Below are 22342 nucleotides of genomic sequence, written 5' to 3' on the forward strand. Positions count from 1 at the left end.
CTATGCTAACAACATAAAATTTTATAAATATAATGATAAACACTTATAGAGAGGTGAGTACAATGGACCAACAAATTGTTATTAAACCGTATCAAAAAGACTGGGTTGAAGAGTATATAAAAGAAGAAGAGAAGTTCTGTTCCTTGTTAGGACAAGAAATAATCGCTGTTGAACATATAGGGAGCACAGCAGTAGAAGGATTAGGAGCTAAACCTCTTATTGATATGATGATTGGCGTAACAGACTTACAAATTACTGAAAACTGGATTGAGATTCTATCGGAAATTGGATATGAGTATGTTCCAAAAGATGCAACCAATTGGCGTTTTTTTAGAAAGGGAAAATGGAGAGCAGGTACTCATCATTTGCATGTTTATATTTATAATAGTGACGAGTGGAGAAACAATATTTTATTCCGCGACTTTCTAATAAGCCATAAATGGGCACGTAAAGAATATAGAGAATTAAAAGAGAGGCTTGCTATTACATATGCTTTTGATCGTGTTTCATATACAAAGGCAAAAGCGCCGTTTATTCAAAACATAATAAAGTTAGCTGAAAAAAATCAATAATAGTTGTCAGTGATATTGAAATTCTCATTTTATTTTAATCTTTCTCTCATTTTATTTTCTTTTTTATTTGATAGACTGCTTGTTACAAAGCCTTTATTAGTAAGGAGATTAAATAAAATGGAGAAGATATTAAGAAATAAATATTTCCATGTGTGTGTTAAAATTATAGGTATTACTATTATTATTTGTAGTGTAGAGATGCTATTTATTAATGTTATGTACGGCAATGTTCTGAATGTAAAATGGTTAAATAAAAAATTAGGCTCTTTTGGTGAATATGGGGCTATTATCGCTGCTTCATTATGGTTTTTACGCCATATATGGGTGTTTTTAAAGAAGAAAAATATACAAGGGTTTAAAAAAGTTAAAGAAGTGTATCTATTTGCAAAAAAGTTTCATGTATTAATTGGATACGCTATAATAGCTGTTGCAATTACTCATGGTGTTTACTTTTTTATAAAAGGGAGTCGTCATATTTTACTCATATACAGTGGTATATTTTCTCTATTAGCCTTAATTGTACTAGGGGTTTTTGGGTTTTCTTTACAGCAAGTAAATAAAAAAGAAAAATTTATGATGTATAGAAAAGTGCATCAAATCATTGTAATTATATTTGGAATAGGATTATTTATTCATTTAATTGTCTAGGAGGAACTATCGTTGCAACACATTTTAATTATTGAGGATGAGGAAAGTTTAGCAGATTTTCTAGAATTAGAACTAAAATATGAAGGGTATAAAGTAGATATACAACTAGATGGAAGAAAAGGGTTAAGCGCAGCACTTGAAAAGAATTATGATCTCATTTTGCTTGATTTAATGCTGCCTGGATTAAATGGACTAGAGGTATGTCGTCGACTAAGAGCGACTAAAAATACACCCATTATTATGCTGACTGCTCGTGATAGTATTATGGACCGTGTGACAGGTTTAGATAGTGGAGCGGATGATTATCTTCCGAAACCATTTGCAATTGAAGAACTGTTAGCACGTATGAGAGTGATATTTAGAAGAGAAGAACATATTGAAAACAAGCAGGTTTCATTTCTTACATTCAAAGATTTGCAGCTTCAGATTGAATCTCGAACTATAACTAAAGGAAATGAAGAAATTGAACTTACAAATAAAGAATTCGAGTTATTGCTTATGTTTATGAAAAATATTAATCGCGTACTTACTCGTGATGTTTTACTGGATCAAGTATGGGGATATGATGCAATTGTTGAGACAAATATTGTTGATGTATATGTTCGTTATTTGCGAAATAAGTTACATAGTGTAGATAAGGAGGAGTATATCCAAACAGTGCGTGGTGCGGGATATATAATGAAATGATAAAAAATATTATGTTTCGAATTCGAAATCTACCTATAAAGTGGAAACTAACACTTTGGTCCACTACACTAGTATTTATTTTATTCATCTTATATAGTGCTTTGCAGTTTATTGTAATTAATAAGTGGACTATAGATTATGAACAGAAACAAATAAATAGGCAAGTTACGGAAATAGCGGCATATTTCCAAGATAAAAATGATACCCTTTCGAGTAAAACATTTAAAAACAGTAAAGATTTTCTAAACAATATGATTGATAAGCATCAAATGATTCGTATTATTGACATGGATGGGGAGCCGATTATTACTGTTTCACGAGATTTTAATGAAACGTGGATAAAGCCGAAACAGGTTATAAAAGATGAGTCATTTATAAAAAGGCATTTAGAAGATCGAATATTAGTTAAGCGCATACCAATTAAAACGAAAGAGTTTACTGGAACTATTGAACTTACGAAAAACCTAGAGACATTTGATTATTTATTAAAAGTTATTTTAGTGGTAATGCTTATTGCTGGAATATTTGGATTGATATTTAGTTTTTTAGGTGGGATTCTTATAACGAAGAAACTATTATCAAGTGTTCAAAATATAACAGATACGATGAAACGTATTAAAAAGAATGGACTAAATGAACGGGTTCCAGTACGAGAAAATAATGATGAGCTTGCAAAATTATCATTTCTCTTTAACGAGATGATGGATGAAGTAGAAACTTCTTTTACACAACAGAAACAGTTTGTCGAAGACGCATCTCATGAACTAAGAACACCGTTAACAATTATTCATGGTCACTTAGCGATGTTAAACCGATGGGGGAAAAATGATCCAGCAGTATTAGATAAATCTCTTCAATCTAGTTTAAAGGAAGTAGATCGTTTAAATAAATTAGTTTCAGAATTGCTAGAACTATCAAGAGCTGAATCTGAACAATTGCATCCAATAGCAGCTGAGCCAGTTCATGTAAATAGCGTATTAAAACATGTTACACAAAACTTTGTAGTACTCCAAAGTGATTTTCAATTTGATATGAAATTCGGGGATGACGAGGCTTATGTGTCAATACCATCATCTTACTTAGAACAAATTATTATTATCATAATGGATAATGCAGTTAAGCATACAAAAGAGGTTAATAAATATATTTGCATAGAATCCAGTTTACAATCAGGGAAAGTTACAATTCGTGTAATAGATCATGGAGCGGGAATACCTGAATCCGATTTACCATTTGTTCTTAATCGGTTTTACCGAGTTGACAAAGCGAGAAGTCGAAAACAAGGTGGAAACGGACTAGGTTTGTCTATTGCAAAACGACTTGTAGAAAAATATAACGGAGCTATTAAAATAGAGAGTAAAGAAAATGAAGGAACAATCGTTACGATTACATTACCATGTATAATAAAATAAGCCTTCAAAGAAGGGGTGCTTCTTGCATTCCTTCTTTTTTTACGATCAAATCATTTTGTTTATTTCGAAATTTCTAGTACATTAAAATTATTAAGGGGGAATAATAATGAAAGCTATCGTACATCAATATAAAACTGGGTTTGACGGTGTAGAATATAAAATATCACCTGAGAGAGCACTTAATGATGGGGAAGTTAAAGTGAAATTAAAATCAGCAGGCTTAAATCATCGGGATTTATTTATTATGAATAATAGAAAAGAAATGCAATTACCTTTAATCTTAGGATCAGATGGTGCAGGTATTGTTACGGAAATTGGAAACGGTGTTTCTGATAACATATTACATACAGAAGTTATTATTAATCCTAGTATTGGATGGGAACATGCTACTGAAGTACCGGAGTTACCGGAAGTGCTAGGTGGGCCGAAAGATGGAACGTTTGCTGAATATGTAATTGTACCAGTTGAAAATGTTGTAGAAAAGCCGTCATATCTTACTTGGGAAGAATCAGGTGTTTTATCTTTATCCGCATTAACTGCATATAGAGCGCTTTTTACTAAAGGTAGATTGAAGCGCGGCGAACACGTTTTAATTCCGGGAATAGGCGGTGGTGTTGCTACATTTGCCATGTTATTCGCGAAAGCAATTGGCGCAAAAGTGAGTGTTACTTCAAGGGTAGAGAATAAAGTGGAACTTGCTGCAAAATATGGTGCAGATATTTCTTTTCATAGTGCCGGAAATTGGGAAGAGAGCTTACAAGGTGAAAAAGTAGATTTAATAATAGATAGTATAGGTCCAGCAACTTTTTTGAAATATTTTGATGTATTAAAACCAAACGGAAGAATCGTGAATTTTGGTGCAAGCTCAGGAGATAAAATTGAATTACCATTACGCGCGCTATTTTACAATCAAATTGATATTATGGGAACATCCATGGGTAGCCGTGAGGAATTTAATGAGATGATAAAGTTTATAGAAAAACATCAAATTAAACCAATTATTGATAAAGTTTACTCGTTAGAAGAAGCAATTCGAGCACTAAGCCGTATGGAACATGGAGAACAATTTGGAAATATTGTACTTCAAATGAATTAAAAAATATGATTTTGCAATTAGTATATTTAAATGAACATGTTATGTATTCCAAACATGAAAAAAATACGAATCGCCTTATTATAAAGGTTTACGAACTTTATACATAAATAGCGTATAAAATTTGTTTTATAATTGTCACATGAGTAATAGTAAAATGAGAATTAGATGAGAAAAGTTTAAGCCCATTTTCATAATGGTATTGTATACTGTGTAAATCAAGAACACTTGTAAGTAGGGAGAGAGTATTATGAATTACACAGTATTTCAGTGGTTTAATAATTTTGCTGATTCATCCAAACTATTAGATACGATAATGGTTGCAATTACAAATAGCGCTGCATACGTAGCCATTTTATTTATGCTTATCTTATGGTTTAATAATGGAAAGAAAGAGAATGCAATTAGAAAACAATATACAGTTTTATATACGACGCTTTCGGTTATTATTGCATTAGTAGTAAATGTTCTTATACATGCGGTATATTATCATCCGCGTCCGTTCGTATCACATGATGTACATCAATTAGTACCACATGCAGCAGATTCATCATTTGTTAGTGATCATTCTGTACTTGTATTTTCAATCGCCTTCGTATTTATTCTTAGAGGAGAAAAACTGAAATATATCGCGCTATTATGGGCAGTGTTAGTCGGTATATCACGTATGTATGTAGGTGTTCATTATCCTTTAGATATACTTGGTGCAGCTTTCATAACACTTGTTACGAGCGGTTTAGTAATGCAAAGTACACGTATGTTTGAACCAATAGCGAAATTCGTATTCAAAATGTATGCATTAGTAGCGAGACGAATTCCTTTCTTAGCAAAATATAACCATATTGCATAATTTTCTTATAAAAAGTTCCCCTTTGGAAATCCAGAGGGGAACTTTTTATAGTAAATAAGAAAAGAGTTTAGAGTGCTATGCAATCAAGTTTTGGTGAAGTTAATATTCAGAAATTTCACGCACCGTATTTTAATGAAATAAAACAAAAACAAAAAATAACAATAGTTAGTTTCGTATTGTTTTAAAGGAATTAAAAAGAAAACTTCGAAACATATAGTATCGTAAACAAAAACTACAAATTATAAAACGCATCTTCGTACGAATCCATTCCAAAAGAGAGGAGATAAGTATGCAAAAACTTCAAACGAATAAAGGCGCTCGATATATGATGATTGCTTTTATTGTTTTGTTTCTTATTATGATTTTGCGTATATTCTATATTCAGGCAGTAGGAGTCGTGCATAATGTAAATGTAAAGGACCTCGCGGATGAACAACATAATAAAAAAGGTGTTTTAGAAGCGAATCGTGGTACTATCTATGACCAAACGGGAAAGGTGTTAGTACAAGATTCTACAACGTATCGAGTTGTTGTGAATTTAAAAGGAAAAGATAAAGTGAAAAATAAAGATGAAACCGCACAACAATTAGCCGATGTACTTGAAATTGATAAAGAAGAAGTATTAAAAAACTTTCATGAGGGGCGTACGCAAGTTGAAATTGGAAAAATTGGTCGGAACTTATCTAGGGAAACGAAGGAAAAAATTAATGATTTAAAAATACCAGGTGTATCTTTTATGTCGGAAAAAGCAAGAGTGTATCCGAATGAAGATTTTGCATCCTATATACTGGGTTTTGCTAGACCAGATGATAAAGGGAATACGGAAGGAAAGTTTGGGCTTGAAAAGAGTTTGGATAAATATTTGCGCTCTACAAACGGGAATATAGAATATGTGGGTACACGAAGAGGGATTCCACTTACGAATGATATAGGAAAAGTAGAACCTGCTAAAAATGGGAATAACGTATATTTAACGCTTGATAAACAAATTAATAGCTTTTTAGAAGAAGCGATGAACAAAGCACAAGAGCATTATGATCCTTCTATGTTAATTGGCATTATTGCTGATCCAAAAACAGGAAAGGTTTTAGCGATGTCTAGTAAACCGAGTTACAATCCTAATGTAGGTGATATCGAATACTTTTTAAATGATCCGATTGCAAATGCATATGAACCAGGTTCAACAATGAAAGTTTTTACGTTAGCAGCTGCCATTAATGAAGGTGTATATAACGGAAAAGAGTATTTTCAATCTGGGAAATATTCCGTTGGTTCATCTGATATAAAAGACCATAATGGTGGATTTGGATGGGGATCTATTACATTTGATGAAGGTTTTGAAAGGTCATCAAACGTAGCTTTTTCTATTTTAGAAGATCAGTTACTGAAGCCAAATAAATTTAAGCAATATATGAATAAATTTGGATTCAATCAAAAAACAGGAATAGATTTACCTGGTGAAAGTAAAAATACTTTATTATTAAATACGCAAATTCAACAGGTTACAACTTCTTTCGGCCAAGGTTCTACAGTAACTCCGATTCAATTAATCCAAGCGGCTACTGCTATCGCAAATGACGGGAAAATGATGCAACCATATATCGTTGATAAAGTTGTAAATCCAACAAACAAAGAAGTTATTATGGAAAATCAACCGAAAGAAATTGGGAATCCGATAAAAAAAGAAACAGCGGACAAGGTTAGAAGCTTAATGGAGCGTGTTATAACATCTTCAAAAGGAACTGGTACAATGTATAAAGTGGATGGTTATCCAATTGGAGGTAAGACAGGAACAGCACAAATCCCGAATCCTGAAAACGGCCGATATATGGAAGGGAAAGAGAATTACATTTTCTCCTTTTTAGGAATGGCTCCAATTGATGATCCGGAGTTAATCGTATACTTAGCTATTAAACAGCCAAAGTTAAAAGGAGATGAGTATGGAGCTCAGCCGCTTGCTGAAATATTTAAACCTGTTATAAAAAACAGCCTTGAATATTTAAAGGTGAAACCGTATACCGAAAAACAAATAGCTGATGCAGCGAAACAATCTCAATTAAAAGTACAAAATTATGTAAATCAATCGATGGGTACAGCAGAGAAAAGTGTAGAAAAAGAGAAGCTACAGCCGGTAATTTTAGGAGAAGGAAAAATAATAAAACAATATCCACAGTCTGGCGAGGTAATGAGTGAAGGTGATCGTATATTTTTATTAGGGAATAACGCACAAATGCCAAATGTAAAAGGTTGGTCCATGCGTGATGTTATGTATTTCTCTAAGCTTTTGAAATTAGATTCGAAAACTTCTGGTACAGGTTATGTAACGAGCCAAAGTATTGAAAAAGGACAAGATTTACATGAAGGAGATACACTAGAACTAGAATTAGAACCGCCGTTGCAACCGTTAACAGAGGCGAATACAAATTAATTCAGGTATTTGGAAGGAGCTAGATGCAAATGGCTCTTTTTTTAGAGCTGTAAGTAATTTCACGCACCGTAATTTTCAGAAAAAACAATAAATAAACAAATTAATAGAGACACGTTATTAAATATCTGATTATTTTTTATTTACAGTTAAAAATAATTGTGATAATATGGAAAAAATAAAATGCAGTGAAGAGAAGAGTAAATAAAATGAATTTTTTACAGAGAGCTCCATTTAGCTGAAAAGGAGTAAAAATTCTTTATTGAACCAAGCCTCTGAGCAGCGCATCGGAACCTATTATTAGGGGATGGTGTGACGGGAGCTCCCGTTATAGAGCTATGGTATAAGCATGAGTTAGAATGCAGTACCTGATAAGGTTAATATGGTGACATATTAACAAACTAGGGTGGCACCGCGATGATAAATCTCGTCCCTAAGATTAAAAGTCTTGGGGGTGGGATTTTTTTATTGTTTTAAAACAATTTTGAAAGCGGGGGCCAAAAATGAAAAACTTTCTTAAAGATTGGAAATATCCTTTATTACTACTGTCCGGTGTTGGTATTGCGAATTTAGGGGCATGGATTTACTTAATAGCACTGAATGTACTTGTCTATAATATGGGTGGCTCAGCCTTAGCTGTTGCTGCTTTATATGTAATAAAACCATTAGCCACTTTATTTACAAACGCTTGGTCTGGGAGTATGATTGATCGTTTAAATAAACGGAAGTTAATGATTCACCTCGATATATATCGTGCGTTATTTATCGCTATTTTACCTTTACTTCCGTCAATTTGGATTGTTTATGTATTTGTATTCTTTATAAGTATGGCCAGTGCAATTTATGAGCCAACTGCTATGACGTATATGACGAAATTAATTCCAGTAGAACAAAGACAACGTTTCAACTCATTACGTAGTTTAATAGGATCTGGTGCATTTTTAATTGGTCCAGCGATAGCAGGGGTTTTATTAATTGCGAGTACACCAGAGATTGCTATATATATAAATGCTATAGCATTTCTCTTATCAGGATTCATTACATTACTTTTACCTAATCTTGATAAGAAAGAAGCTTCGGATACAACAAGTAATACATTATCTCTTACAGTATTAAAAAAAGATTGGAACACTGTTATAAATTTTAGTAGAAAACATGTGTATGTCGTATGCGTGTACTTCTTATTTCAAAGTATGTTCGTATTAGCAACCGCTACTGATTCACTTGAACTATCGTTTGCAAAAGAGGTATTACTACTAACAGATAGTGAATATGGTTTTCTAGTTAGTATAGCTGGTGCAGGATTTATTTTAGGTGCCATAACAAATACAATTTTGTCAAAGAAATTAGCACCTTCACTTCTAATTGGAATAGGATCATTATTTATTGCAATTGGTTATTTAATTTATGCTTTTTCAAATGTATTTTTAATAGCTGCTATTGGATTCTTTATTTTATCTTTTTCAATGGCATATGCAAATACAGGATTTTATACATTTTACCAAAATAATATCCCTGTTCATATGATGGGACGGATTGGGAGTATATATGGACTTGTTATTGCGATAGTAACAATCTTTATTACAATATTATCTGGTGTTGCGACTCAGTTCATTTCTATACAACTTGTAGTTATTGTAGGTTCATTGATCATGTTATTTATTACTATCGTCTTGTGTGTGTTTACTTTATTCCCATCACAATCTAAGTTGTATTCTACTGAATCAATAAAGTGAAACTTTAATCAGGGGGCATCCCCCCACTGATTATCAGCCCTCACCAATCGAGCTTTTACGGGCAGCAGGGTCCCCACTTAACTTCTTTGCTTTCGCTGAATTTTGAGATGGGGGTCTTACTGTCCACAAATAGCGGGATAAATTCGAAATGAACTTTGTGTTCTCATTAACAATTTATCGTATTTAATAAAAGGGTTCTTTCCCCTTTATATGGAAAAATCAATAAGGGGAAAGAACAATACCGAAAGATAAGGGTGGTTGTCGTGATAAAAACAAAAGATGAAATTGATAAAATTGTAAAAGAAATACAAAAGAAAATAGATTTCTCTGGAGTAGTTTTAGTAAAAAAAGAAAAAGACTTAGTCTATGAAAAAGCTTTGGGTTACGCAAACCAAAGTGAATGTATAAACAATACGATACAAACAAGTATACAAAATTACTTTTAACTCCTCACATTCAAGTAAATGATAAACAGTCCTACGGCTATGGAATATGGATTGAAACACGAGAAAACAAGGTATTCAAATATCATGTAATGGGATATGATCCAGGCGTCAGTTTTCGCTCGGCTATATATCCAGAATTAGGAATAACTTTAGTTATTACGTCGAATAAAGGGGCAGGACCTGAAAAATTAATGACAGAAATAGAAAGAGCTTTTTAATTATATGGATTTAAAAGAAGAGATACGAAAATAATTTAAACGGGTTCATGATTGTTTCTGTTTTGAAAAATATTTTAGTTAACGAGGAACCCTTTATTTATTAAATAAGGGTTTTTTGTAATTCTGTACAATTATATATAATTATATGGATTTTTAAATTAGAAAACATTACTATATAGTTGTAAATTTTTATTATTAATTCATATGAAAGGATGTGTTAACAATTTGTATATGATTAACGGTAGTGTGTTTATTATTTTAGGAGTTATTTGTTATTTAATTGTACGTGGAATATTAATTGGTACCAAAAATACAAAACATGTAATTTGGTGGAAAGAAATAATAAGTTTTTTATTTGTGATCTACATTTGTATGGTTGTTGCAGTAACTTTATTCCCTTTACCAATCGGTTTTCCTTTTAATATTGAAAATCTGAATCGCTCGGTCAATATAATACCATTTGCATCAATTATTAAAGACATCAATCAAATTGGTAGTGCTTATGATGGAGATAGCCTATTTATGATTGGTCTAATTGTAAGAAATGTAGGCGGGAATATTTTATTATTAATGCCTTTAGGATTTTTAGCACCAATCCTATGGGATAAATATAAGAAATTCAAAAATACAATTTTATTAGGATTTTCTATATCAGCTAGTATTGAATTGCTACAATTAATTGAGTCTTTATTTAGTGGAGTGGGACGTATTACTGACATTGATGATGTGATCTGTAATGTTATAGGTTCTATTGTTGGATATTGTATTTATATTATCTTTTTAAAAGCTATTAATAAATTTAACATTCGAGTGTTGGGTAAAGCTAATTCTAAAGGTGTGGAATTAGTTGATAAATAGGAGTTTAAACGAGTTATTAAAGGCGTACGAGTAAAAAGTACGTCTTTTTATTTTTATAAATAATGCTTAAGGCTGATGAGAAATCACATTTTCCATCTTACACTTGAAAGTAGCTATCGTATTTCAAGTATGGAATGAAAAGAGGAGAATATAATCTTTAAAGATAAACAAGTTTATAGGAGGATTCTAAATGGATATTTTACTTGTTATTCTTATTATTGTTTTGATGCAAAGTAAAGAACGAAAAGTGAAAATAAACCGTATTTGGCTCATTCCGGCTTTGTTGTGTTTTGTAACAGTTCAATCCATTATTCATATGGGACAAATAACTTTGCTGCAAGGACTACTGTTTGTTGTAATGCTTGGAATTGGCTTAGGTCTTGGGATTATACGGGGAAGAGCTTTAACATTTCGATTAGATAGTGAAACAGGTCATGTACTACGAAAAGGAAATTGGGTAAGTACAATAATCCTTCTTGTTATTTTAGGAGCAAAAATTATGATTAAACAAAGTATGTTTTCGGGTAGTACGCACCAGACATTAATGGTTGTAACAAATGCCTTTTTATGTATTACATTAGGCACTGTGATTAGTAGACGTTATTATATTTGGAAAAAATATAATGAATTAACACAAAAAGCGTAAATACATTCATCCCTTGTTTAACATTGCTAAGAACGGTAATACTAATTAACATTGAACTTTTACAACAAGGGATGATAATATGATATACATTTACACAGATTTTGGTGGAACACATACTACCTCACTAGCTGCAGCGTATCATTTAAATAAACTACCAACGGATCGTAAGTTAACGAAAGAAGAAATTTTGAATGTAGATTACTTTAATAAATTGAAAACAGAAGATATGGGAAAAATTATTTTTCATGGAATCGATGAACATGGTCATCCTGTATATACGATTGGATGTGGCGCATCAAAAGTTGTTGTACCAGCGATGAAGCATTTAGGAGAAATCTTGCAAAAACATTATCAAAGCCATGAAAAGATTATATTTTCTAATACATCACCAACAGTGCCTTTACCGATGACTTTCGGTGGGCTGTTTTCTAGAAGGTTCCATATTGATTTTATTGGCGTACCGTTACTCGTATGGGGAGCAAAAATTTGCTGTGATAATATACAAAGGCTTGTTAGTTATACAAAAGAAGCTGGCCGATTAACGAATGATTATGTTGTAATTTTAGATAATGAAACTTTTAAATAGTATATGATAACAAGAAAATCGAGCAAATTCCTTGATTTTCTTTTTTATTTGTGAAATAGACAAGAAATAGTCACATTTAATATACATCTACTATAGCCAAAACAATAAAGTCCTGTTACTATTACAGGGATATTCTCTTTTCATAACATAAATATATAGAAAAATTAGAAAAGAGGAATTGAATTAAGGGAGGAACAACATGAAGCGTGTTGCTTGGATTACTGATAGTACAACTGCGAATTTTAAAACAGAAGGAGATAACTTTGTTATCCCAATCGAAGTTATTATTGATGGAATGTCGTACAAAGATTGTGAAGAAGGTGTACGTGAACGTGTTTATAATGCGTTAAATGAAGGTAAAACAGTCACTACTTCACAACCTAATATTGGGGAAATGGTAGAGTTATTTACGAAATGCAAAGAAGAATATGAAGAAGGATTTGCAGTTGCTATTAGCGGAAAAGTAAGTGGAACCTATCAAAATATGAAGTTAGCTGCAGAAATGGCAGGTTTTCCATTAACGGTATTAGATAGTGAAACAACAAGTTATCCAATGGATGAACTAATTAGAAAAGCGAAATCGTTATACAATGATGGTATGACTTTACAAGATATACACAAAACATTAGTAGATGAAAAAAGAAGACCTTTTCATGTATTCCCAAAGAGTTTAAAAGGTCTATATGCAAGTGGCCGTGTAAAGGGCATGCAATTTTTACTTGGAAGTTTATTAAGTGTTAACTTAATATTAGAAGTAAAAGGTGGAGAGCTTTTACTTGAAAAGAAAGTTCGTAAAATCCAAAAATGTCGAGAATATATTAAAAATGAACTTGAAAAAGAATTACCAAAAGTACTTCATATGTTCCATGCTAACGATAAAGCTGGAGCGGAAGAATGGATTGCAGATATTAGACAAGCATTCCCTGAAATGGATTTCAAATTATATCCATTACCAATTTCATTTGCGGTTCATGCAGGTGAAGGTACAATAGCAATTAGTTATTAAGAAGAAAACCCGTGAATGATTCGCGGGTTTTTTCAGAGTGTCGGGAAAGACCTTATATACTATAAGGTCTTTTGTACCTCTTAAAATGGCTTGAATAGCGTTTATTTGAGGTCATTAGGTAGTTAGAGATTGATGACTATCTTTAACGAAAAAAGTTGAAGTCATATTTTTCAATGTTAATAAATCAGAATATTCTTTCTATTATTTCTGCAGTTACAATCTATTTACATATAAGATTATTAGGATTATATTGACAATGAAAGAGAAAACAATAGATGGAAGGGGATGTTTTTATGTTAAAAAAAGCAGCACTAGGGATTTCATCGTTAGCAATCACAGCGTTCGTCGGATTAGGGATGGCAACAGAAGCTTCAGCTGGACCAGCAGCACCACTTACTTCACTAAACGTCGTACAAGTAGAGTCTGAGCTAGGCGGGGTAGAAACAATTAATCAGAACAGCTTCAGCACATCGCGTAACCACGGGGGAAAATATTTATATATTACAACGAAAGAAATGGGCTATGGCCAAAACCCATTTGCTAAAATGAATGGTTCTAATGTAAAAAGTATTGATTCCACTATAATTGGCGGAAGACCAATCGTTGGCTGGTATTATAAATGGGATGCTTCTGGACACCAACAAGGAACTTTTGAGTACCAAAAGACATCTATAAATGCACCATTTAATACAATGCGTACATCGATTTATATCCAATAATTTTGAAAGCGTTCGCACATATAGAATAGTAAAAAAGGTACTTCTAGGAGTACCTTTTTTTGATTTGAATCACGTTCATCTATATTTACAATCCTAATTTCACAGCAAGAATACTTCCCATAAAACAAAATCCTTAAACGTCTATAAAATTAATATGAACGCGTAGTACAAGTCCGCTACAGTTAAAGTACGTAACTTTACATATTTCAACTCAATGAAAAAGGAAGAAACTGCAGTACTTACGCCGCAGTTTTTAATTCATACATGAATTCACAGTTTTTAGATATATAGACATAAACGTACTACCTGCTACTCTTTTTTAAATTCAAGATTAAAAAAGGAGTAGCTAAACTTATATAAGCTTAGCTTAATGGGTATGTGGCGGAACTTTAAAATTAATTACATCTTTTTCATAGCATAAATAATTTTGTATAGGGAGATGAAAGGATTTTTTAAAATAATAAAGAAGTATGTATAAACAAATATATAAATGGTAGTGATTAGGATGAAAATCAGTAAGTTTGCAGAAGTAAATAATGTAAGTGTAGATACGATTAGACATTATATGGACCTCGGACTCGTTATTCCCGAGAAAAAAGGAAGTCACTATTTTTTTGACGAGTATTGTCAAAAGGATATAGAACTTATATTAGAGTACAAATGGCTAGGGTTTAGCTTGTATGAAATTAAAGAACTGTTTCTTTATAAAAATTTAGGGAAATCCTTAGGCTATGAAAAGGATAATTTTTATCAATCTTTATTTAAAGTAAAATATGAAAAGATTGAACAAGAAATAAAAACTTTAGAGGAACGAAAATGCAAATTAAAGGAAGCGTTACATAATTTATCTATAGAAACTGAAATTTCGAGTTCAATTTTAGGGATAGATTTAAAAGTACTTCATTTATTTAAATGTGTTAAGTGTAACGGAAATTTAATTCTTGAAGATGGCATTATTAATAAGAATCAAATTATTGAGGGAAAGTTAATTTGTAATTGTGGTGAAGAATACATGATTATTTCAGGGGTTTTAACAGCTGGTAACTCAGTGAAAGCGTATGAAAAGAAATCACTTGAAGATTCTATTTCGGATTATATTCATGAAACTGATACTGCTTTTTTGGAAAATGTTCAAAGAGGAGGAGAATGGGCGAAAAAGAAACTAATGCAATTAGATTTAAATGAAAAAATACTACTTGATTTAGGGTCTGGTATTGGGTTCTTTTTACGAAATATTTATGAAGAACTACCGGAAGAGTGTTTATATATTGCTGTTGATCGAGATTTGAATAAACTTTTACTTTTAAAAGATGTAATTGAGAGAAGAAATGTGAAAAGAAATATTGTATTTATCTGTGCCGATTTTCTAAACATACCTATTCAGAATTATTCTATTGATATTGTAATTGATCAATCAGGTACAAGTAATTATAGTTTTGAACATGAGGAGTTCTTATTGTGCGAATTAAATTCTCTTTTTAAACACAATAGTTATTTATTAAGTTCGTTTATTTTATTTAATAAATTTAGTATAAATAGCCAAATTGCACCTAGACTCAGAGAGAATTTTACATATGTAAAAGTAACGAAAGAAATCCAAAGTTTACAGTTTCAATCGATTGATGAAAGTACTTCAAATTATTTGATACGAGGGGGAAAGTACGAGGATTTCTTTGTTCAAGGAGAAGAAATTTATACATATTCATTTTTCGGAAAAAGATGGGGTTAACCCCGTCATAAAAAGTCCGTTTTTATAACGGGACTATTTATGACGATTCCTATCTATACTTTTTACGATGAAAAGAAAAAGAGAATGTTAATCTAAATGTTTAGCACTCACTGGACAGTCTCTTGTCGGTGTATGTCTAGTAAGAGAAAAGATAGCCAAACCTAAAGATAATAAAACTAAAGATCCACCAACCCAGGCCATATTGGCGACATTATGTACTTGTTTTAAAGCTATGCCTCCAACTGCAGAGCCGAGTGAAATTCCTATTTGTAGGGCTGAATTATTAAAACTTTGCTGTATATCTGACGTATCCGGGGCAGTTTGGATTAAATAACTTTGTTGAGGTGGTGCAAGCCCCCAACTCAATGCAGCCCAAACTATCATAACAGGAATAAATAGGATAATAGAAACTGCAGTAAACGGTAATATAAATAAGATTAGAGCAAATAGAGTAATAACTATCAAAATACTTTTTTGAGCGCCTATTTTATCTGATAATACACCGCCAAACGCACCGCCACTTACTGCAGCTATACCAAACACTAAATAAAATATGCTAATCCAATAAGGACTTAGGTGAAACTTATTTTCTAAAAAAGGAGTAAAATAAGCATATAGAGTATAGTGTCCTGCTAACATAAACATGGTAGCTAGATGGGCAGATCCTAGTTTAAGACTACAAACGGCCTTTAATTGGATAGATAAAGGAGTTCGGTTTTCCTCTCCAGGTATTTTATCTAAAAATACTGAAATTAAGATAATAGACCCCAATGATAAAATAGCTATACATAAAAAAATAATTCTCCAGCCAAATGTGTTTGAAATTAATATGCCTAGTGGTACTCCTAGTACAAGTGAAGAGCTAATACCCATATAAATTAATCCTAATGCTTTTGCTCGATAAGCGGGATTAACAATTTTAGCTGCAATTGTTAGGGAAAGTACTACAACTAAAGCAGTACTCATAGCAGTTAAAATTCTTGCTATCATCATAAAAGTAAAGTTCGGACTAAAATAAGTAAGTAGATTACCAATTAGAAAAATGTAAAGTGAAATAATATATAATTTTTTTCTTTCCACTTTACTTGTGAAAATCAATAATACAGGACCTGCTATTGCATAAGTAAAGGCGAAAATTGTAATTAATTGACCAGCAGAACTTAATGAAACATTAAAATCTTTAGCGATGTCTGGCAATATTCCTCCAACGATAAGTTCTACAAGACCTACCGCTATCGTTGCTAAAGCTAATATAAATACTTTGAAATTCATTTTTTATATTCCCTTCTCTGCATTATTTACCGTAGAACAAAAAAACTCCTGACTACAAACGCTAAAAGACGCATTTTGTAGTCAGGAGTTGTTGGTTCCTGGTAGAGACCCCCAAGCCATATTCTTGGAGTTATACATGATTCTCATATGTAATTAATCAACGTAATAGAAGATACCATATTATTTTTTAGATTTCAATAAAAAATTTGCATTTGTACATGTGATCTTATTAATCATTTTATTTTTTATCGTTGTAGGAGGCACTAATATCTTCAGTTGATGTGCACGGGGTTAACCCCATCTTTTTTCATTTCTTTGTAGTAATTTTTAAACACAGTGTATTGATATTGGGTTAACCCGAGAATTTACACTTTATGTAATACAAAGAAAAGTGGGGGAAAAGTGATGGGAAGTTTACGATTACATATAGAAAATAAAAAAAGAAACCAAGAACTAAGAAATATTTGTTTATATTCAATTGCAAAAACAGTATCACTATTCGGTAGCTCAATTTATAGTTTTGCATTAGGATTGTATGTTTTACAAATAACCGGATCTGCGTTACATTTTGCGATTACGCTCATATTAGGAACGATTCCAATGATTGTTATGAATCCATTTGCTGGTGTCATTGCTGATAAGGTTGATAAAAAGAAACTCGTCGTTTGCATGGATGTACTAAGCGGGTGCTTATTAATAACTGTTTATATATTAAGCAACTATTATGGATTAAACTTATTCATTATTTATACTACTACCTTTCTTATGACAGTATTTACAACGTTTTTTGGAATAGGATTAGAGGCCGTAAAACCGAATATGGTTACTAAGGAACGGTTAATGAGTATTAATTCTATAAGTAAAATTATCGATTCTATATCTTTAATTTTAGGGCCTATGTTAGGGGGGATTGTTTTTGCAGTCTTTGATATTAAAATTTTTATAATTATAAATGGTATTTCATTTATCCTTTCGGCTATTTCCATATTGTTTATTAACTTTAAATTGTTTGAGCAAAACATAAATGAGGAATGTTCAATTAGAGAAATTAATTTTATTGAAGATATAAAGGAGGGATACTCTTACTTATTGGAGCGGAAAAGCTTAAAAAATACTTTTAGTATTTTAATTTCTCTTAATTTCTTTTTAGGCTTTGCTGTAACCGTTCCGTTGCCATACATTATTAACACAGTTCTCAATCTTAATTCTAAGCAATTTGGTATGATTCAAGGGACTTTTCCGATAGGTATGATAGTTGGTGCAATATTAGTAAAAAAGATAACTGATTGTTTTTCTTATTCTTATCTATTGAAAAAAATAAGTTTTATGTTGGCAATTTTTATGATAGTTTCAGGAATACCTGTTTTATTTAAACCTATTGTAGTAAATAATTTGGTATATGTTACTACGTATTGCATGATTATGTTCTTTTTAGGATTTATGATAGCACAAATTGATATTCCTTTAATGTATTTCATGCAAAATGAGATTCCTGAAGAATATAGAGGAAGAGTTCTTAGTATTGGATTAAGCTTAGGTAAAATAATGCAGCCAATAGCACTTGCAATATCAGGACTGTTATTAAATTTCATTCCAGCCTACACGCTTCCCATTGCAGGAGGTATTGTATTTTTTACTTTGAATAAAATTTTAGCAAATAAGTTAAATTTAGAAATTCATTCAAAAGATTATAGTGTTTAACGTAACTTAAAAAGCGCAGGATCAGCATCCTGCGCTTTTCTATCGTAATTCAGCTGTTTTTCTAATAACAATCTTATCAATATCATCTTCTTCATCACCAATAAATAACCCGCGCTCTTTTAAATACGCTTCAAAATATAAATCTGCTTCTGCACGTTCATCATACGGTTTTACAGATAAAACGAAACCTAATTTGTTTTGTTCTTCTAAATGAGAAGTGGAGATGTAAGCCGGTACATTGTGGCGTAAAAAGAGTTCTTTAACCGGAATAATCATATCTTTCATTAATTTCGTTAACATACCCATTTCAAACTCGAAATTAAAGCGATCTATACTACATAAATCAGCGAATACTACACCAATAAAACCTGTATTAAATACTTCTTGATATTCTACTTCTTCATCATTACCGTAAAAATTCTTTTCGATTAAATAATTTACAAAATAAGCAATACCATCACTTTGTTCAAATGGTTTCGTTGAAAGAACAAAGCCGATTTTCTTTTGTTTATGTAAATACACACATGACATGTATGCTGAAATGTTATGTTCTTTAAATAGAGAACTTGTTGCCCCAGAGAGGCCATCAAGTACGTGATGAACAATTTGAAGTTTTTTACGAGCGAAATAATAGGATTTCTTTTGTAACTCCAATGTATCAATAAAGACAGAGCCGATAAAGCCTGTATTTGAAATGATAGGTGTTTGCTTTTTTCTTCCTCTGCGCTTTGCTTGAGCCATTGTAAAAATCATCCCTTCATGTACAATTAAAATAAAAAGAACGTTTGTTCGTATATTTATATTTTACTATTAAAACGCTATAAAGTAAAGGGTTTTTGACGAAAAAAACAACAAAAAAGACACCTGTAAAGGGTGCCTTAAACGCTGTAGGGAAGAGGGTTCATCCCTACAATTTATATTATGATACAGAAACAATCTCTTCTGTATCTTCTACATCTAAATGACAGTCCATAGTACGAACATCTTGATCTTCATGACTTCCGAAATAAATAGTAATTTTCATATGTATCGCTCCTTTATTCTAGGAATACCTAAAATAATTACTAGTAATGTTAATATTTATTATATACCACTTTTTTCATTCCGACAACGTTATATCATTTTTAATTCTTTCAGAGCGTATAGAGTGATTTATAGAGATATTTTTATAGAAATAGTTACATTTCGTATATGTTATATTTAATACTGAACGATTTGAATACGAATTTTTATGAAAGGAGAAAAAAGAATGAATTATAAACAGTTATTAATAGATAACTTCACATATAAAATGTCATATATTGCGCGTCATGTACATGAAATGAATGTAAAAGAAACGAAGGACTACATTGCTGTAGATTGTGGTTTACCTGCAGATACATTTAATATCATTACTTTACTAAACAATGATGTAACGGAAGACATTGAGAAATTATATAAAGTGATAAACAACTATAATAAAAAGAAGTTTCCAATGTGTGTTTGGTTTTGGGATAATGGCTATGAACAGGCTATAAAAAACGAATTAATAAAACTTGGCTTAAAAGAAGCAGAACAAAATATTGCGATGGTAGCAGACTTAAAGACAATTCAACCAACAATAAAAATGCCAGAAGGTTTTACGATACAAAGAGCATCTTCGTTAGGACAAATTAAAAAGTTTGGGGAAACGTTAGCTAATCTATTTGGTACATCAGAGGAAGGTATACATGTGCAAACATTTTATAATGAAACTGCTTCTTTCGATTTATGGAATAGTGAAAATATGAAACTATATTTAGGGATTTTTAAAGATGAAGTCGTATCTGTTGGTTCATTAGTATGTACAAAAGATAGTATTGGTATTTATGATATAGCAACTAAAGAAAAAATGCGAGGGCAAGGATTTGGCTCCACTATGTTTAATTACTTGCTGCAAGAAGCAAAACAATTGAAAGTTTCTCAATGCGTATTACAAGCTTCACCTGATGGGATTAATATTTATAAAAAGGCTGGTTTTCAATCTGTTGGACAAATGACTGTATTTGAAAATCGACATTTAATTGAATAAATTATTCGATCCAAATTGCTTTCATGTAGGAGTTAATACATCATTATGAAAAAGATATATATCATTACAATCATTTGCACCATTATATTACTAGGTACTTTCGTTTTACATAAAGTAGATGAACGTAAGTACACGAAAGCTATTAATCAAGCAAATCATATAAAAAACATTGCACATAGAGGCGCTTCTGCGTATGCGCCGGAACATACAATAGCAGCGTATAAATTAGGACAACAATTAAAAGGAGATTATATAGAAATTGATCTTCAAATGACAAAAGACGGACATTTAGTAGCTATGCATGATGAAACAGTAAACCGCATTACAAATGGTACGGGTCTAGTTAAGGAACATACATTAGAAGAAATAAAGAAACTTAATGCAGGTTCTTTTTTCAATGAAAAGCATCCAAGTTTAGCAAAGAAAGACTTTGAAGATGCTAAAGTCCCAACACTAGAAGAAATTATTGAAACGTTCGGGAATGGTGCAAACTATTATATTGAAACAAAATCACCAGATGAATACGCTGGTATGGAAGAGAAGCTATTAGAAATTATACAGCACTACGAAATAAGTGATAACGTTATTATTCAATCATTTAGTGAAGAAAGCCTGCAAAAAATTCATAGTTTAGATGTTACTTTACCGCTAGTACAATTACTACCTTACAAAAAGTCAGTTCAATTAACTGAATTAGAGATGAAAAAGTATAAAACATACTGCATCGGTCTTGGGATGAACTATAAATATATTGATTCCGCTTATGTAAAGAGAATAAAGAAACACGGATTAGAAGTTCATCCATTTACTGTAGATAATGAAAAAGATATGAAAAAGTTACTTTTATGAGGCGTTGATGGGATGTTTACGAATTACCCGGATCGTTTACATTCGTTATTACAATCTTAAACTATAATGGTGTAATTATCACTGAACCAATAAAACAAGTACCCACAAGTATACAAAGATGGTTTTTGGTCCAAATGGTAACATCATTGAATGCATAAAGCCGATATTGAAATGAAATTTGAAAAAGAATCCAATACTGTTATTGGATTCTTCTTATTTAGCGCTAAGTGACTAACTTAAAGCAATACGATCTTGAATTTATAAAAAAAATATTACATTGAGTATGATTTTTCATAATAATCATCAGAAAGTAACGAAAATGTAATGAAGTTTAACTACGCTTTTTATATTTTTTTGATACACTGGCTACGAGAGGAATACCGATTAATGTAGGTAAAAACCAAAACCATATAGGCGGCAATAAATTAATTAAGGGAATATGAATACCGACATTTACTAAAAGTGCAGTAACAGCACCGATATAAGAGCCTAACATACCTCTAATATGGTGGTGAAGCCAATTCTTCCAACGTTTTTTTCGTGCGAGGTATCCATAAATCGCAAATGAATAAGAGAAAATTGCTACATAAAATAAATATGCGATTTTATCCCAGTTTATAACGGATAATATAATGGCAGTAACGGTGATCACAACATAGGATGCATGATATATTTCACCCCATTCCGTATGTTTTCCTTTCTTCTTTTGAGCAACCATCGCTACAATACCGGTGATTAAACATATCGTTCCAAATAATATGTGGATGGCTAAAAGAACGTTGAAAATGCTCATAATAATTCCTCCTTTTTTATTTTTATAGTATTGCAGTATAGGAGAA

At 31.6% G+C, this 22342-nt stretch carries 20 protein-coding genes, 2 pseudogenes, 1 riboswitch and 1 other annotated feature; of the genes and pseudogenes, 19 read left to right on the top strand and 3 right to left on the bottom strand.

Features of this window, described 5'->3' with window-relative positions; genetic code table 11:
- Positions 1–62: 62 nt before the first annotated feature.
- The 16 genes and pseudogenes from ACS2CR_RS08895 (at position 63) to ACS2CR_RS08970 (ending at position 15631) form a co-directional block, all read left to right on the top strand.
- Positions 63–572 carry a GrpB family protein gene (locus ACS2CR_RS08895; RefSeq protein WP_000372684.1) on the top strand — a complete coding sequence of 170 codons (510 nt, stop codon included), beginning with the start codon at positions 63–65 and terminating at the stop codon, positions 570–572.
- Positions 573–689: 117 nt separating this feature from the next.
- The gene (locus ACS2CR_RS08900) at positions 690–1220 is read left to right on the top strand and encodes a hypothetical protein (RefSeq protein WP_053513024.1); all 531 of its coding nucleotides are present in this window, start codon (positions 690–692) and stop codon (positions 1218–1220) included.
- Positions 1221–1232: 12 nt separating this feature from the next.
- Positions 1233–1907 (top strand): response regulator transcription factor, encoded by a 675-nt coding sequence (locus ACS2CR_RS08905; RefSeq protein ID WP_001163828.1) that lies wholly within the window; start codon positions 1233–1235, stop codon positions 1905–1907.
- On the top strand, positions 1904–3319 hold the full coding sequence (locus ACS2CR_RS08910; protein ID WP_053513026.1) for a HAMP domain-containing sensor histidine kinase: 1416 nt from the start codon (positions 1904–1906) through the stop codon (positions 3317–3319). The genes ACS2CR_RS08905 and ACS2CR_RS08910 overlap by 4 nt, the downstream gene beginning before the upstream one ends.
- A 106-nt stretch (positions 3320–3425) precedes the next feature.
- On the top strand, positions 3426–4415 hold the full coding sequence (locus ACS2CR_RS08915; RefSeq protein WP_053513028.1) for a zinc-binding dehydrogenase: 990 nt from the start codon (positions 3426–3428) through the stop codon (positions 4413–4415).
- A gap of 247 nt (positions 4416–4662) precedes the next feature.
- Positions 4663–5262 (top strand): undecaprenyl-diphosphatase, encoded by a 600-nt coding sequence (locus ACS2CR_RS08920; RefSeq protein WP_001110118.1) that lies wholly within the window; start codon positions 4663–4665, stop codon positions 5260–5262.
- 289 nt (positions 5263–5551) lie between these two features.
- A complete protein-coding gene (locus ACS2CR_RS08925; protein WP_016110079.1) occupies positions 5552–7690 on the top strand; it encodes a penicillin-binding protein in 2139 nt (712 codons plus the stop codon).
- A gap of 176 nt (positions 7691–7866) precedes the next feature.
- Positions 7867–8125: a binding site (T-box leader), on the top strand.
- 65 nt (positions 8126–8190) lie between these two features.
- Positions 8191–9423 (top strand): MFS transporter, encoded by a 1233-nt coding sequence (locus ACS2CR_RS08930; RefSeq protein ID WP_053513033.1) that lies wholly within the window; start codon positions 8191–8193, stop codon positions 9421–9423.
- Between the two features lie 263 nt (positions 9424–9686).
- A pseudogene (locus ACS2CR_RS08935) lies at positions 9687–10087 on the top strand (hypothetical protein).
- 13 nt (positions 10088–10100) lie between these two features.
- Positions 10101–10169, top strand: a pseudogene (locus ACS2CR_RS08940) (GNAT family N-acetyltransferase); the annotation flags it as partial.
- Positions 10170–10312: 143 nt separating this feature from the next.
- Positions 10313–10945 carry a VanZ family protein gene (locus ACS2CR_RS08945; protein WP_016110082.1) on the top strand — a complete coding sequence of 211 codons (633 nt, stop codon included), beginning with the start codon at positions 10313–10315 and terminating at the stop codon, positions 10943–10945.
- A gap of 190 nt (positions 10946–11135) precedes the next feature.
- The gene (locus tag ACS2CR_RS08950; RefSeq protein ID WP_053513035.1) at positions 11136–11591 is read left to right on the top strand and encodes a DUF1453 family protein; all 456 of its coding nucleotides are present in this window, start codon (positions 11136–11138) and stop codon (positions 11589–11591) included.
- 79 nt (positions 11592–11670) lie between these two features.
- Entirely contained in the window at positions 11671–12177 is a 507-nt protein-coding gene (locus ACS2CR_RS08955; RefSeq protein ID WP_000639421.1) for a DUF3189 family protein, read from the top strand.
- Between the two features lie 199 nt (positions 12178–12376).
- A complete protein-coding gene (locus ACS2CR_RS08960) occupies positions 12377–13183 on the top strand; it encodes a DegV family protein (protein ID WP_053513037.1) in 807 nt (268 codons plus the stop codon).
- A 293-nt stretch (positions 13184–13476) separates the two neighbouring features.
- Positions 13477–13902 carry a DUF4879 domain-containing protein gene (locus ACS2CR_RS08965; protein ID WP_015382392.1) on the top strand — a complete coding sequence of 142 codons (426 nt, stop codon included), beginning with the start codon at positions 13477–13479 and terminating at the stop codon, positions 13900–13902.
- Positions 13903–14407: 505 nt separating this feature from the next.
- The gene (locus ACS2CR_RS08970; protein ID WP_153602619.1) at positions 14408–15631 is read left to right on the top strand and encodes a MerR family transcriptional regulator; all 1224 of its coding nucleotides are present in this window, start codon (positions 14408–14410) and stop codon (positions 15629–15631) included.
- A gap of 87 nt (positions 15632–15718) precedes the next feature.
- Here ACS2CR_RS08970 and ACS2CR_RS08975 read toward each other — a convergent pair whose 3' ends face one another.
- Positions 15719–16903 (bottom strand): MFS transporter, encoded by a 1185-nt coding sequence (locus ACS2CR_RS08975; RefSeq protein ID WP_001009821.1) that lies wholly within the window; start codon positions 16901–16903, stop codon positions 15719–15721.
- 58 nt (positions 16904–16961) lie between these two features.
- Positions 16962–17061, bottom strand: a riboswitch (purine riboswitch).
- 247 nt (positions 17062–17308) lie between these two features.
- Between ACS2CR_RS08975 and ACS2CR_RS08980 the strand changes: the two genes are divergently transcribed.
- Positions 17309–18604 carry an MFS transporter gene (locus tag ACS2CR_RS08980; RefSeq protein ID WP_016110084.1) on the top strand — a complete coding sequence of 432 codons (1296 nt, stop codon included), beginning with the start codon at positions 17309–17311 and terminating at the stop codon, positions 18602–18604.
- 39 nt (positions 18605–18643) lie between these two features.
- Here the strand turns inward: ACS2CR_RS08980 and ACS2CR_RS08985 are convergent, their stop codons facing one another.
- Positions 18644–19357: a hypothetical protein gene (locus ACS2CR_RS08985; RefSeq protein WP_002196556.1), complete on the bottom strand. Its 714-nt coding sequence runs from the start codon at positions 19355–19357 to the stop codon at positions 18644–18646.
- Positions 19358–19853: 496 nt separating this feature from the next.
- On the opposite strand from ACS2CR_RS08985, the gene ACS2CR_RS08990 reads away from it, so the two are divergent.
- A complete protein-coding gene (locus tag ACS2CR_RS08990; RefSeq protein ID WP_053513048.1) occupies positions 19854–20654 on the top strand; it encodes a GNAT family N-acetyltransferase in 801 nt (266 codons plus the stop codon).
- A gap of 45 nt (positions 20655–20699) precedes the next feature.
- Complete coding sequence (locus ACS2CR_RS08995; protein WP_153602618.1) at positions 20700–21503, top strand: glycerophosphodiester phosphodiesterase; 804 nt, start codon at positions 20700–20702, stop codon at positions 21501–21503.
- Between the two features lie 331 nt (positions 21504–21834).
- On the opposite strand, the gene ACS2CR_RS09000 is transcribed toward ACS2CR_RS08995, so the two are convergent.
- Positions 21835–22296, bottom strand: coding sequence for a DUF2306 domain-containing protein (locus tag ACS2CR_RS09000; protein ID WP_000021774.1), 462 nt, complete (start codon positions 22294–22296; stop codon positions 21835–21837).
- Between the last annotated feature and the right edge of the window lie 46 nt (positions 22297–22342).

Origin of the sequence: Bacillus cereus group sp. BceL291, assembly GCF_051776705.1 — a bacterium.
Classification (GTDB): Bacteria; Bacillota; Bacilli; order Bacillales; family Bacillaceae_G; genus Bacillus_A; species Bacillus_A cereus.

Bases quoted from the DNA above. Each gene is read 5' to 3' on its own strand.
- ACS2CR_RS08930 (WP_053513033.1), top strand. From the start codon at position 8,191: ATGAAAAACTTTCTTAAAGATTGGAAATATCCTTTATTACTACTGTCC.
- ACS2CR_RS08925 (WP_016110079.1), top strand. From the start codon at position 5,552: ATGCAAAAACTTCAAACGAATAAAGGCGCTCGATATATGATGATTGCT.
- ACS2CR_RS08985 (WP_002196556.1), bottom strand. From the start codon at position 19,357: ATGATTTTTACAATGGCTCAAGCAAAGCGCAGAGGAAGAAAAAAGCAA.
- ACS2CR_RS08960 (WP_053513037.1), top strand. From the start codon at position 12,377: ATGAAGCGTGTTGCTTGGATTACTGATAGTACAACTGCGAATTTTAAA.
- ACS2CR_RS08980 (WP_016110084.1), top strand. From the start codon at position 17,309: ATGGGAAGTTTACGATTACATATAGAAAATAAAAAAAGAAACCAAGAA.
- ACS2CR_RS09000 (WP_000021774.1), bottom strand. From the start codon at position 22,296: ATGAGCATTTTCAACGTTCTTTTAGCCATCCACATATTATTTGGAACG.
- ACS2CR_RS08975 (WP_001009821.1), bottom strand. From the start codon at position 16,903: ATGAATTTCAAAGTATTTATATTAGCTTTAGCAACGATAGCGGTAGGT.
- ACS2CR_RS08915 (WP_053513028.1), top strand. From the start codon at position 3,426: ATGAAAGCTATCGTACATCAATATAAAACTGGGTTTGACGGTGTAGAA.
- ACS2CR_RS08910 (WP_053513026.1), top strand. From the start codon at position 1,904: ATGATAAAAAATATTATGTTTCGAATTCGAAATCTACCTATAAAGTGG.
- ACS2CR_RS08995 (WP_153602618.1), top strand. From the start codon at position 20,700: ATGAAAAAGATATATATCATTACAATCATTTGCACCATTATATTACTA.
- ACS2CR_RS08920 (WP_001110118.1), top strand. From the start codon at position 4,663: ATGAATTACACAGTATTTCAGTGGTTTAATAATTTTGCTGATTCATCC.
- ACS2CR_RS08990 (WP_053513048.1), top strand. From the start codon at position 19,854: ATGAATTATAAACAGTTATTAATAGATAACTTCACATATAAAATGTCA.
- ACS2CR_RS08965 (WP_015382392.1), top strand. From the start codon at position 13,477: ATGTTAAAAAAAGCAGCACTAGGGATTTCATCGTTAGCAATCACAGCG.
- ACS2CR_RS08895 (WP_000372684.1), top strand. From the start codon at position 63: ATGGACCAACAAATTGTTATTAAACCGTATCAAAAAGACTGGGTTGAA.
- ACS2CR_RS08955 (WP_000639421.1), top strand. From the start codon at position 11,671: ATGATATACATTTACACAGATTTTGGTGGAACACATACTACCTCACTA.
- ACS2CR_RS08900 (WP_053513024.1), top strand. From the start codon at position 690: ATGGAGAAGATATTAAGAAATAAATATTTCCATGTGTGTGTTAAAATT.
- ACS2CR_RS08970 (WP_153602619.1), top strand. From the start codon at position 14,408: ATGAAAATCAGTAAGTTTGCAGAAGTAAATAATGTAAGTGTAGATACG.
- ACS2CR_RS08950 (WP_053513035.1), top strand. From the start codon at position 11,136: ATGGATATTTTACTTGTTATTCTTATTATTGTTTTGATGCAAAGTAAA.